An 11,148-nucleotide genomic window follows, 5' to 3' on the forward strand; every position below is an offset into this window, starting at 1 on the left:
GCTCCCGCAGAAGATGACGCAGCTGACCTTGAAGATCGTCAACGAAAAAGGGCTGCACGCGCGCGCATCGGCCAAACTCGTCGAAGTGGTGGAAGCTTTCGATGCGCAGGCCGAGGTGTCGCGGGATGGCCTTGCTGCATCAGGTGACAGTATTATGGGCCTTTTGATGTTGGCAGCTTCCCGCGGAACGACTATTGACGTGGAAACATCCGGACCTGATGCTGAGGCACTGGCCAAGGCGATCGAGGCACTGGTGGCGGATAAGTTCGGCGAAGGTTTCTGACGCAGACCGGACGATTTTGTTGATACAGGGTGGGGATAGCCTGTGGTAGACAGTTTTCACAACACTTCACCTGCCGGTCGCGGCGTGGTGCCCAATGGCGGCGCTGGCGCAGAGGCGGAACAGACGGTTGATTTCAAGAAATACGACCGCAGCACGCTTTCCTATGCAACGACATTCGACGACCCGTGGAAAGCGAACCTGATCCGTGCGATTGAATTTTGCACCGGTAAATTGACCATCGTTCGGCTGATCCGCGAATTTGAACGGCGCGGTGCACCGCGGGGGCAGGAATTCTGGCGGGCCTGTCTTGATGTGATGGGCATCGACTTGACAACGCCGCAGCACCAGCTTGAACGCATCCCGTCCGAAGGGCCGGTCATTGTGGTCGCGAACCACCCGCACGGCATGGTCGACGGCATGATCTTTGCCGATCTGATCGGGCAGGTCCGGCCTGATTACCGCATCCTGACCCGCTCACTCTTGACAGCGATCGATGAGGAAGCCGGGAGCTACATGATCCCCGTGCCCTTTCCGCACGATCCGGAAGCGCAGCGCAAGGGGGTCGAGATGCGCGCCCGTGCGATGGCGCACCTCAAAGACGGTGGCGTTGTGGCGCTGTTCCCGTCGGGCGTCGTCGCGGCGTCAGAGACTTGGTTCGGCCCGGCCATTGAGGCCGAGTGGAACGTCTTTACGGCCAAGCTGATCCGCCGCTCAGGCGCGACGGTCGTGCCGATGAAATTCCCCGGCGCCAATTCACGCGCCTACCAGATCGCCAACAAGCTGTCGCCGATCCTGCGGCAGGGGTTGTTGCTGCATGAAATCGTCCATGCGCTGAACAAGCCGCAGGGGCCGATCGTGGGCCAGCCGCTGGATCAGGAAACCATTGACGGTTTCGCCGACGATCCGCGCGGCTTTATGGCCTGGCTGCGCAACCACACGCTTTCACTGACCGACTGACGCGCTTAGCGCGTCGGGACCGGGGTTTCGCCGCGATAATCGTAGAATCCGCGCTGGGTTTTGCGGCCCAGCCATCCGGCCTCGACGTATTTCGTCAGCAGCGGGCAGGGGCGGTATTTCGTGTCCGCGAGTCCGTCGTGTAGCACGTTCATAATTGCAAGGCAGGTGTCGAGCCCGATGAAATCGGCCAATTCCAGCGGACCCATCGGGTGGTTCGCGCCAAGCTTGAGCGCCTCGTCGATGCTGTTCACATTACCGACGCCCTCGTAGAGCGTATAGACCGCTTCGTTGATCATCGGCATCAGGATACGGTTGACGATGAAGGCAGGGAAATCTTCGGCCGAGGCGGCGGTCTTGCCCAGCCGTTCGACCACGCCAAGGCAGGCCTTGTACGTCGGTTCGTCGGTGGCGATGCCTCGGATCAGTTCCACCAGTTGCATCACCGGCACCGGGTTCATGAAATGGAACCCCATGAACCGTTCGGGCCGGTCCGTGCGGCTTGCCAGACGGGTGATCGAGATGGAAGAGGTATTGGAGGTCAGGATCGTGTGGTCCTGAAGATGCGGTTGCAGATCGTCAAAGATCGCGCGCTTTACGCTTTCGCGTTCGGTCGCGGCCTCAATCACCAGATCGGACTGGCCTAGGTCGGCCAGTTGCAGGGTCGTCTTGATGCGGGAGAGCGAGGCTTCCATCACGCTCTCTTCCAGCTTGCCGCGCGACACCTGCCGGCTGAGGTTGCCGCGGATGGTCTCCAGTGCCTTGTCGAGCGCCTGCTGCGACACATCCGTCAGCAGCACATCGTATTCCGCGACGGCCATCACATGCGCGATTCCGTTGCCCATCTGGCCTGCGCCGATCACCCCGATTGTCTGAATAGCCATCGCATCTTTCCCTAATTTTGCTGACCGAGTTTAGCTGTGCGGGCGGGGCAGGGACAAGGGGCCACCGCCGGAGAAAAATATTTAGATCTGGTCTCTTAGGATTTTGGCAATCGCTTTGCTTCATACCTTGGACCGGGTGAAAGAAATTTTGGTGGGTGTTATGAGTTTTCAGACCTTTGGCGCAGATGCGCCCGGTGAAGAAGCGTGCCAATACGGGGCGTCCAGATTACAATGCCGCGGACCGGCGCGTCAGTTCGATACGCCGTATATGGTTGCGATGGGCGACAGCGAGACATTCGGAAAGTTCGTGAAATATCCGTTTGCCTCTCTGCTTGAAAAGTCGATCGGTATGCCTTGTGTCAATCTCGGGTCGCCGAATTCGGGGCTTGATGCGCTGTTGCAGGACCCGGACCTGATCCGCATCGCGAAACAGGCCGATCTTGCGATCATTCAGGCAATGGGCGCGCAGAACCTGACCAATCGGTTCTTCCGGGTTCATCCCCGGCGCAATGACCGGTTCCTCGAACCGACCCCCGTGCTGGCCGAACTCTTTCCCGAGGTCGATTTTACCGATTTCGCCTTTACCAACCACATGATGCACAGTCTTCAGCAAGTATCGCCGCGCCGGTTCTCCCTGATTTCGCACGAGCTGAAACAGGCTTGGGTGAGTCGGATGCACCTCTTGCTGCGTCAGTTCGCACGCAGGCCGATCCTGCTCTGGCTGCGTTATGAAACCGTGTCGGGGTTTGGTGAGGCCACGCATAACCCGTTTCTCGTGGATGAGGCGATGGTGGCCGAGCTCAAGCCGCACCTGCGGCAAGTGGTCGAGATTCCAGTTCAACCGGCCTCGGAGGCACAGGAAATGAACGCGATGATTTTCGCCATGGCCGAACAGGAAGCGGCGGCGAACATGATCGGGCAGGCGACGCACCATCGGATCGCCAAGGAACTGCGCCGGGTACTCATACCCGGGGCACAAAGAAAAAGGCCCGCCTGAACGACGGGCCTTTCCACAATTCTTTAACGGGAACTTAAAGCTTTTCGATCAGCGCCGGTACGGCTTCAAAAAGATCCGCGACCAGACCGTAATCGGCAACCTGGAAGATCGGCGCTTCTTCGTCCTTGTTGATGGCCACGATGACCTTGGAGTCCTTCATGCCTGCAAGGTGCTGGATCGCGCCCGAGATGCCGACTGCGACATAGAGATCAGGGGCGACGACCTTACCGGTCTGGCCAACCTGCCAGTCGTTCGGGGCAAAGCCCGAGTCGACGGCTGCGCGCGACGCACCAACGGCGGCGCCCAGTTTGTCGGCCAGTTTCTCGATCAGGGCAAAGTCTTCTTCGGAGCCAACGCCACGACCGCCGGATACGACAACGCCAGCCGAGGTCAGCTCGGGGCGGTCGCTTTCGGCAACCTTGTCTTCGACCCATTCGGACAGGCCGGGGTTTTCAGCTGCCGAAACGGTTTCGACCGAGGCGGAGCCGCCTTCGCCAGCCGCGTCAAAGGTCGAGGTGCGGAAGGTGATGACCTTTTTCGCATCTGCGGATTTGACCGTCTGGATCGCGTTACCGGCATAGATCGGGCGTTCAAAGGTCGACCCGTCAACCACCCCGGAAGCATCCGAGATCACCATTACGTCGAGCAGCGCCGCGACGCGGGGCATCACGTTCTTGGCGTCGGTGGTGGCGGGGGCAACGATGTGTTCGTAGTCATCGGCCAGCGACACAATTAGCGCCGCGGTGGTTTCGGCCATGCGGTGACCCAGCGAGGGATCTTCGGCAACCAGAACCTTGGAAGCCCCGTCCAGCTTGGCGGCGGCTTCACCGGCTGCGGCAGCAGAGGCGCCACAGCAGAGAATGGTCACGTCACCCAGCTGCTTGGCAGCGGTCATCGCCTTGGCGGTGGCGTCCATCGCGAGTTCGCCATCGGTGACTTCTGCGAGAAGAAGAACAGCCATTACACGATTCCCTTTTCTTTGAGTTTGGCGACCAGCGTGTCGACATCAGGCACCATTTCGCCAGCTGCGCGGGCTTCGGGCTCGGTCGTTTTCACGATCTCAAGACGCGGGGAAATATCAACGCCGTAATCTTCGGGCGTCTTTTCATCCAGCGGCTTTTTCTTCGCCTTCATGATGTTCGGCAGCGACGCATAGCGCGGCTCGTTCAGGCGCAGGTCGACCGAGATGATGGTCGGCATGTTGACCTTGATGGTCTGAAGACCGCCGTCCACTTCGCGGGTCACAACGGCTTTGTCGCCGTCGATGTCCAGTTCGGAGGCAAAAGTACCCTGCGACCAGCCGAGCAATGCGGAAAGCATCTGGCCGGTGGCGTTCATGTCATTGTCGATTGCCTGCTTGCCGCAGAGAACGATACCGGGCTGCTCTTCCTCGACGACCTTGGCAAGGATCTTGGCAACGGAGAGCGGTTCGATGTCGTTGTGCACGTCATCAGTCGCAACAACGAGGATCGCGCGGTCGGCACCCATCGCCAGAGCGGTCCGCAGGGTTTCCTGCGCCTGCTTCACACCGATGGAGACGGCGACGATTTCTTCTGCCTTGCCGGCTTCCTTGAGGCGGATGGCCTCTTCGACGGCAATCTCGTCGAACGGGTTCATGGACATCTTCACGTTCGCCAGATCGACGCCGCTGCCATCCGATTTCACTCGGACTTTCACGTTATAGTCGATCACGCGCTTGACAGGTACCAGTACCTTCATCTGCGGTTCTCTCCTTGGTCTTTCGAGCCGAGAAATCGGCCCCGATTTGAATCATCCCCGCAGTTGATAACGGGCGTTACGGGTCGGAAACAGTGCAAAATCGTCATGTTACAGCCAACGACGCCGCGTTTTCGCCGCTTTGGCGTCTTCTTGCAAGTATGGGAGCGCTATCTTTTGTTCGCTATGCGGAATTTTATTCTGCAATTTTCAGCGATTTGCGCCCGGCACCCACAGCACATCCTTCTCCCCGTTGTCATTCACATGCCGCGCGGCCACGAAAAACCAGTCGCTGAGCCGGTTCAGATAGCGGATCGCTGCCGGATTAACCTCTTCGCTGGCGGCAAGTTCCACGGCGAGCCGTTCGGCCCGGCGCGCGACGGTGCGGCAGACATGCAGATAGGCGGACAGGGCGGTGCCGCCGGGGAGGACAAAGCTGCGCAACGGGGCGAGATCGGCGTTCATTGCGTCGATTTCGGCCTCTAACCTGTCGACCTGCGCATCGACCATCCGCAAGGGCGGGTATTCGGATTGCGCATCCAGCGCCATATCGGGGCGACACAGATCGGCGCCAAGGTCGAACAGGTCGTTCTGAATGCGCATCAGCGCCGCGTCGACGTCTCCCTCAGCGTGTAGCCGGGCGACGCCAACCTGCGCGTTCAACTCGTCGCTGGTGCCATAGGATTCGACCCGAAGCGCGTATTTGTCGACGCGCACATTGTTGCCAAGCGCGGTCTGCCCCTTGTCGCCGGTGCGGGTGTAGATCTTGTTCAGGACAACCATCGGTTAGCCTCCGTTCTGGCGCAGGTAGATGAACAGCAGGATGAGCAGCACTGCCACGAATTGGAGCAACAGGCGCAGACGCATCATCTTGTTGGCGTATTTCGCGTTGAACTTGCCGCCCTTGGCAAAACCGCCGATGCCGATGGCCAGAACGAGGACGACGGCACCAAGCATGACAAGGATAAATATATATAACGGAGACATCGCATCCTCTCGGTAGAACTTGTCAGGTGCCTATCCTGTTACCCGCCGGTTTGCGAATCCCAAATTGGCGCAGGCTACAGGCGCGAAATGACCCGGTCGCTCATCGAGGTGCTGAGCACACGCCGAAGATAGGCCGCGATATATGTCGCGGTCGTGACGTAGTATCTGGGGCGCGGTCGTGTCGCTTCAAGCGCGTGTACCAGTTTCGCCGTGACCGCCGAGGCCGGAAGCTCGAACCGGTCCGGGCCAGACGGGTTGTACATGCGCTTGACCAGTCCGGATTCGTAAGCGTCGTGATGCGGTGAATTCTGCCAGTCGATATAGGTCTCGAAATAGGGGATGCCCTTTTCGCGAAAGGCGGTGGTGATCGGCCCCGGCTCGATCAGGATGACGTCGATACCCGAGCCGCGCAGTTCGATGCGCATCACATCGCTCAGCCCTTCGAGCGCGTGTTTGGTTGCGGTGTAGGCCCCGCGCCATCGCATATAGGTCAGCCCCAGCGCCGAGGAACACTGGACGATCCGCCCGTGTCCCTGCCGCCGCATGACCGGAATCACCCGCCGTGTCAGGTCGTGCCAGCCGAAGAAGTTCGATTCAAAAATATCGCGCAGCCCGTCGGTCGGCAGATCTTCAACCGCGCCGTTCAGGGCATGGGCGCCATTGTTGAACAACGCATCCAACTGGCCCGACGTGACGGTCAGCACGCTGTCCAAAGCCTCGGCGATGCTTGCCGTATCGCAATAGTCGAGCCGCGGCGACTCGAAGCCCTCGGCGATAAGAGCGTCACAATCCGCCTGCTTCCGGCACGAGGCAAAGACCCGCCAGCCCCTGCCGCGCAGGGTGCGCGCCGCGTCCAGACCGATGCCCGAGGAACACCCCGTAATCAAAATGGTTTTCTGCATGTCCTGCCCACGATAATTCGCGCAAGTCATGCGTTGCAATACGGGCAAGCGCAATGGACGGCAGTGATCGAGAAGGAGTTCGCCCGATAAGCTTTCGCGTCAGTCCGCGGTCGAAACGAGCCGTGCAGCGATCCAGCCGACCCGATCTTCGGGCAGGGCGCGCAGTCGCAGCCAGCCACGGCCGTTGTTCTCGAGCACTTCAACCGTGTGACCACGATCAAGCCGATCGACAATATCGTTGTTCGTGCCCGGCCCGGCGCGCATGTTCACGCGGGTCGCGACGATCTCACGCAGGTCAGCTTCGGGCTCGGGGGCAGGGCGAACGGCCGCTTCCTCGACCGTTGCGTCCGACGTGGCGCTGACATCACGCAACGAGGCAACATTGTACTGGCTCAGCGGTTCACCTTCGAACTGCGAAAGACCGCGCAGGCTGTTGGACGCTTCTTCGGAAACCTTCAGCGAAGCGGGCTGGATCATCGGGTTTCCGGCAGGCGCTGGCGTCTTGGCCATCGCGACCTTTTCGGTCTTGGCAGGCTGGGACGCCTGCAGTGCGCGTTCTTCGCGAACCTTTTTGAGCAAGGATTTTGTGGCCGGAGATGCAGCGGGGGCGGCAGTCGTTCTCTGAGCCTGTGCCATCAACGCCTCACCTGCATGCGGGGGCTTGAAATCGGCACCGCCGCTCAGCTCGTAGAAAACCCAGGCCATAAGGCCAAATGAGACAATGATAAACTTAGGCACTGAACACCCCCTAAAAACTAGTAACTTTGTGAAATACCCCGAAAAGCAGCATTCGGTTCCAATTAGCCTACTCCAAAACGACGATTCGGGACACGTTGTGCGGTATAAAAAACACAGGAGGGCTGTTTCGAGAGGATCGCCGCTTTCGCCTGTGGATAAGGTCAAGCACCGCCTTTACCCGGCTGATCGGCCATTGTACCACCCCATATATGAACGATGACGTCGATGACCCCAACATGAAGCGCCCCGGGAATCTCGGGCAGGTATCTGAACCGCTGCGTCGCGCGATCGGCGAGCGTTATCTGACATATGCGCTATCGACGATCATGCATCGCGCGCTGCCGGATGCTAGGGACGGGCTCAAGCCGGTGCATCGGCGAATCCTCTACGCGATGCGCGAGCTGCGCCTGACGAGCACCGGGGGCTTCCGTAAATCCGCCAAGATCAGCGGCGACGTGATGGGGAACTACCACCCGCATGGCGATAGCGCGATCTATGACGCGATGGCGCGACTGGCGCAGGATTTCAACGTCCGCTACCCGCTGGTCGACGGGCAGGGAAACTTTGGCAATATCGACGGCGACAACCCAGCCGCCAGCCGATACACCGAAGCGCGCCTTACCGTGGTCGCCGAGGCGCTGCTCGACGGGCTGAACGAGGATGCTGTCGATTTCCGCGAGAATTACGATGGCACGCTGACCGAACCGGTCGTGCTTCCGGCCGAATTTCCGCACCTGCTGGCGAACGGGTCGTCCGGCATCGCGGTTGGCATGGCCACGAATATTCCGCCGCATAACATCGCCGAACTCTGCGACGCCTGTCTGCACCTGATCCGCACGCCCAATGCGCAGGACGATACGTTGCTCAACTACGTGCCGGGGCCGGATTTCCCGACTGGCGGCGTAATCGTCGAACCGCCCGAAAGTATTGCACAGGCCTATCGCACGGGGCGCGGCTCGTTCCGGCTGCGCTGTTCCTACGAGATCGAAGACCTCGGGCGCGGCCAGTGGCAGATCGTGGTCACCGAGATTCCCTATCAGGTTCAGAAATCCAAGCTGATCGAACGCATCGCGGACCTGATCCAGACCAAGAAGATCCCGATTCTGGCCGATATTCGCGATGAATCGGCGGATGACATCCGCATGGTGCTTGAGCCCAAGTCCAAGAACGTCGATCCCGAGGTTCTGATGGGTATGCTCTACCGCAACTCGGAACTCGAAGTGCGGTTCTCGCTGAACATGAACGTGCTGATCGACGGCGTAACGCCCAAGGTCTGCTCGATGAAAGAGGTGCTGCGCGCCTTCCTCGATCACCGCCAAGAGGTGTTGCTGCGCCGGTCGCGTCACCGGATGCGCAAGATCGATCATCGGCTCGAGGTACTTTCGGGCCTGATCACCGCCTTCCTCAACCTCGACCGCGTGATCGACATCATCCGCTATGATGACGATCCGAAGGCAGCGCTGATGTACGAGGACTGGAGCCGTCCGCACCAGCAGACGATTGCCCGGGCGAGTTCGGAACGCGATTACGTGTCGCCTCTGCTTGGGGTTGATGTGTCCTCGCTGACACTGGTGCAGGATCTGGAGGCCGCCGCGCCGGGCGTTCTGGCCGAGACCGCGCCCGAAGGCATTCCGCGCAGCTATGCGGGCCGTGAAAACGGGCTCTCCGACGTTCAGGCCGAAGCCATCCTCAACATGCGCCTGCGCAGCCTGCGCCGTCTCGAGGAAGAAGCGCTGGTACGCGAACGCGATGCGCTGATGGCGGAACGCGCCGACCTTGAGGATTTGCTTGGCAGTGAAGAGCTGCAATGGGCCAAGATCGCCGATCAGATGCGCGCCACCAAAAAGCAGTTTGGCAAGGATTATCCAGGCGGTGCGCGCCGCACCCGTCTGGAAGAGGCCGGCGAGGTCGAGGAAGTGCCGCTTGAGGCAATGATCGACCGTGAACCGATCACTGTGGTATGCTCTCAGATGGGCTGGATCCGCGCGATGACCGGCCATATCGACCTCGAACGCGAATTGAAGTTCAAGGATGGCGACGGGCCGCGTTTCATCTTCCACGCGGAGACCACGGATCGCCTGCTGGTCTTCGGCTCGAACGGGCGGTTCTATACGCTCAGCGCCTCGAACCTGCCCGGCGGGCGGGGGATGGGCGAACCGCTGCGCCTGATGGTCGACCTGCCCAACGAATCCGAGATCGTCGATCTGTTCATCCACGTGCCGGATCGTCGCCTGCTGGTGGCGTCATCGGCGGGCGACGGGTTCGTGGTTCCGGAATCCGAAGTGGTGGCCCAGACCCGGTCGGGCAAGCAGGTCTTGAACGTCAAGGGCGACGTCAAGGCCAAGGTCTGCACGCCGCTGACCGGTAATGCGATCGCCGTGGTCGGCGAGAACCGCAAGGTGCTTGTCTTCATGGCCGAGGAACTGCCCGAGATGGGCCGAGGCAAGGGCGTGCGGCTGCAAAAGTACAAGGACGGCGGTCTCAGCGATGCGACGAGCTTCCTGCTCGAAGCGGGGCTCAGCTGGCTTGACCCGGCGGGCCGTACCCGCACCCAGACCGACCTGTCGGAATGGATGGGCAAGCGCGCCGGAACCGGCCGCATGGCGCCGCGCGGATTTCCCCGGGACAACCGGTTTACCGGGGGGTGACATCTGTACAGCACCTGTACACCATCTGTGCATCAGCCGTGCAGTTTCGGCGTCTTGATTTGCTTCGGTGGCCCCGGCGGGCTATCTGGCGCTGACAGTACAAATGCGAACCACCCCGAAAGAGACGTTCAATGCTTCGACTGATGACCCTGCTCTGCGCCCTGACGATGATCTCGGCCTGTGCGACCACAACTCCGCTGGCCAATGAACCGCTTGCCGATCTGGGCGCTTTCCGGCTTGGCCATAATGTTGTCATCGCCGACAAGGCGCGGACCGGCCCGGTATCGCGCGCCGCCACCGGCGATGAATGGGTCGATGTGCTGAGACCGGCGGTCGCCCGTCGCTTTGGCCGTTACGAGGGCAACCAGCTTTATCACTTCGGCATCAGCGTCGAGGGCTTCATGCTGGCTCCTCCGGGCGTGCCGCTGATCTATTCGCCGAAATCGGCGCTGATCATCAATGTGACGGTCTGGGACGATGCGGCGAATGCCAAGCTGAACCCCGAGGTCAAGCAGTTCACCGTTCTGGAGACCACGACCGGGGGATCCTTCCTTGTCGGATCGGGGCACCAGCGCAGCAAGGAAGAGCAGATGCAGGGCCTTGCCGAAAACGCGGTGCGCCAGATCGAAGACTGGATGGTCGAGATGAAAGCCGAGCGCGGATGGTTCGAACCGCGCGCCGGTGCGGCAACCTCGGCCACCGTTCCGCGAGACGAACTTGTCCCCCAAAGCGAGGGTGTCGTTCCGCCAACGGTACCGGCGGTTCAGGGCTGAACCGGGCCAGCCGGGGCCAGCGATAACGACGCGCTTGATTTTCCTCTTTGAAGCGCATATTTGCCGCCCGCAGATAGGAAACCGTGGGTCGGCAGACCCCAGAACACAAAAGGGCGCCAAGCGATATGGGTAAGGCAAAGTTTGAACGCAACAAACCGCACGTAAACATCGGCACGATCGGTCACGTTGACCACGGCAAGACGACGCTGACGGCGGCGATCACCAAGTATTTCGGCGACTTCCGTGCCTATGACCAGATCGACGGC

The 11,148-nt window shown here is 60.6% G+C and carries 13 protein-coding genes; 6 read left to right on the forward strand and 7 right to left on the reverse strand.

The annotated features are described in order from the left end of the window. Positions 1-13 precede the first annotated feature (13 nt). Both ACU0FH_RS05250 and ACU0FH_RS05255 read left to right on the forward strand, forming a co-directional pair. On the forward strand, positions 14-283 hold the full coding sequence (locus ACU0FH_RS05250; RefSeq protein WP_446193668.1) for an HPr family phosphocarrier protein: 270 nt from the start codon (positions 14-16) through the stop codon (positions 281-283). An 84-nt stretch (positions 284-367) separates the two neighbouring features. Next, positions 368-1,240, forward strand: coding sequence for a lysophospholipid acyltransferase family protein (locus tag ACU0FH_RS05255; protein ID WP_446193683.1), 873 nt, complete (start codon positions 368-370; stop codon positions 1,238-1,240). 5 nt (positions 1,241-1,245) lie between these two features. Here the strand turns inward: ACU0FH_RS05255 and ACU0FH_RS05260 are convergent, their stop codons facing one another. Beyond that, a complete protein-coding gene (locus ACU0FH_RS05260; protein WP_088633171.1) occupies positions 1,246-2,121 on the reverse strand; it encodes a 3-hydroxybutyryl-CoA dehydrogenase in 876 nt (291 codons plus the stop codon). A 160-nt stretch (positions 2,122-2,281) separates the two neighbouring features. Between ACU0FH_RS05260 and ACU0FH_RS05265 the strand changes: the two genes are divergently transcribed. After that, positions 2,282-3,118, forward strand: a complete 837-nt coding sequence (locus tag ACU0FH_RS05265; protein WP_446193669.1) for a DUF6473 family protein — start codon at positions 2,282-2,284, stop codon at positions 3,116-3,118. A 34-nt stretch (positions 3,119-3,152) separates the two neighbouring features. Here ACU0FH_RS05265 and ACU0FH_RS05270 read toward each other — a convergent pair whose 3' ends face one another. The 6 genes from ACU0FH_RS05270 to ACU0FH_RS05295 all read right to left on the reverse strand — a co-directional run bounded on the left by ACU0FH_RS05270 (position 3,153) and on the right by ACU0FH_RS05295 (position 7,461). Further along, complete coding sequence (locus ACU0FH_RS05270) at positions 3,153-4,079, reverse strand: electron transfer flavoprotein subunit alpha/FixB family protein (RefSeq protein ID WP_238371564.1); 927 nt, start codon at positions 4,077-4,079, stop codon at positions 3,153-3,155. Continuing rightward, a complete protein-coding gene (locus ACU0FH_RS05275) occupies positions 4,079-4,837 on the reverse strand; it encodes an electron transfer flavoprotein subunit beta/FixA family protein (RefSeq protein ID WP_238371563.1) in 759 nt (252 codons plus the stop codon). Before ACU0FH_RS05275 ends, ACU0FH_RS05270 begins: the two co-directional genes overlap by 1 nt. A gap of 207 nt (positions 4,838-5,044) precedes the next feature. Beyond that, entirely contained in the window at positions 5,045-5,617 is a 573-nt protein-coding gene (locus ACU0FH_RS05280; RefSeq protein WP_446193670.1) for a cob(I)yrinic acid a,c-diamide adenosyltransferase, read from the reverse strand. Between the two features lie 3 nt (positions 5,618-5,620). Beyond that, positions 5,621-5,821, reverse strand: coding sequence for a twin transmembrane helix small protein (locus ACU0FH_RS05285; protein WP_088633176.1), 201 nt, complete (start codon positions 5,819-5,821; stop codon positions 5,621-5,623). Positions 5,822-5,895: 74 nt separating this feature from the next. Further along, a complete protein-coding gene (locus ACU0FH_RS05290; RefSeq protein WP_446193671.1) occupies positions 5,896-6,723 on the reverse strand; it encodes an SDR family NAD(P)-dependent oxidoreductase in 828 nt (275 codons plus the stop codon). Positions 6,724-6,822: 99 nt separating this feature from the next. After that, the gene (locus ACU0FH_RS05295) at positions 6,823-7,461 is read right to left on the reverse strand and encodes an SH3 domain-containing protein (RefSeq protein WP_446193672.1); all 639 of its coding nucleotides are present in this window, start codon (positions 7,459-7,461) and stop codon (positions 6,823-6,825) included. Between the two features lie 209 nt (positions 7,462-7,670). Here ACU0FH_RS05295 and ACU0FH_RS05300 point away from each other — a divergent pair, with 209 nt between their 5' ends. The 3 genes from ACU0FH_RS05300 to ACU0FH_RS05310 all read left to right on the forward strand — a co-directional run. Further along, positions 7,671-10,109 carry a DNA topoisomerase IV subunit A gene (locus tag ACU0FH_RS05300; protein ID WP_446193673.1) on the forward strand — a complete coding sequence of 813 codons (2,439 nt, stop codon included), beginning with the start codon at positions 7,671-7,673 and terminating at the stop codon, positions 10,107-10,109. Between the two features lie 131 nt (positions 10,110-10,240). After that, positions 10,241-10,882 carry a hypothetical protein gene (locus ACU0FH_RS05305; RefSeq protein ID WP_446193674.1) on the forward strand — a complete coding sequence of 214 codons (642 nt, stop codon included), beginning with the start codon at positions 10,241-10,243 and terminating at the stop codon, positions 10,880-10,882. 125 nt (positions 10,883-11,007) lie between these two features. After that, on the forward strand, positions 11,008-11,148 hold a 141-nt coding region (locus tag ACU0FH_RS05310), incomplete at its 3' end, for a GTP-binding protein (RefSeq protein WP_446193684.1).

The organism is Heliomarina sp. (assembly GCF_052826185.1).

What these genes read in the sequence shown, in the direction of transcription:
- ACU0FH_RS05250 (WP_446193668.1), top strand. Translation starts at nt 14, where the DNA reads ATGACGCAGCTGACCTTGAAGATCGTCAACGAAAAAGGGCTGCACGCG.
- ACU0FH_RS05260 (WP_088633171.1), bottom strand. Translation starts at nt 2,121, where the DNA reads ATGGCTATTCAGACAATCGGGGTGATCGGCGCAGGCCAGATGGGCAAC.
- ACU0FH_RS05265 (WP_446193669.1), top strand. Translation starts at nt 2,282, where the DNA reads ATGAGTTTTCAGACCTTTGGCGCAGATGCGCCCGGTGAAGAAGCGTGC.
- ACU0FH_RS05270 (WP_238371564.1), bottom strand. Translation starts at nt 4,079, where the DNA reads ATGGCTGTTCTTCTTCTCGCAGAAGTCACCGATGGCGAACTCGCGATG.
- ACU0FH_RS05275 (WP_238371563.1), bottom strand. Translation starts at nt 4,837, where the DNA reads ATGAAGGTACTGGTACCTGTCAAGCGCGTGATCGACTATAACGTGAAA.
- ACU0FH_RS05280 (WP_446193670.1), bottom strand. Translation starts at nt 5,617, where the DNA reads ATGGTTGTCCTGAACAAGATCTACACCCGCACCGGCGACAAGGGGCAG.
- ACU0FH_RS05285 (WP_088633176.1), bottom strand. Translation starts at nt 5,821, where the DNA reads ATGTCTCCGTTATATATATTTATCCTTGTCATGCTTGGTGCCGTCGTC.
- ACU0FH_RS05290 (WP_446193671.1), bottom strand. Translation starts at nt 6,723, where the DNA reads ATGCAGAAAACCATTTTGATTACGGGGTGTTCCTCGGGCATCGGTCTG.
- ACU0FH_RS05300 (WP_446193673.1), top strand. Translation starts at nt 7,671, where the DNA reads ATGAACGATGACGTCGATGACCCCAACATGAAGCGCCCCGGGAATCTC.
- ACU0FH_RS05305 (WP_446193674.1), top strand. Translation starts at nt 10,241, where the DNA reads ATGCTTCGACTGATGACCCTGCTCTGCGCCCTGACGATGATCTCGGCC.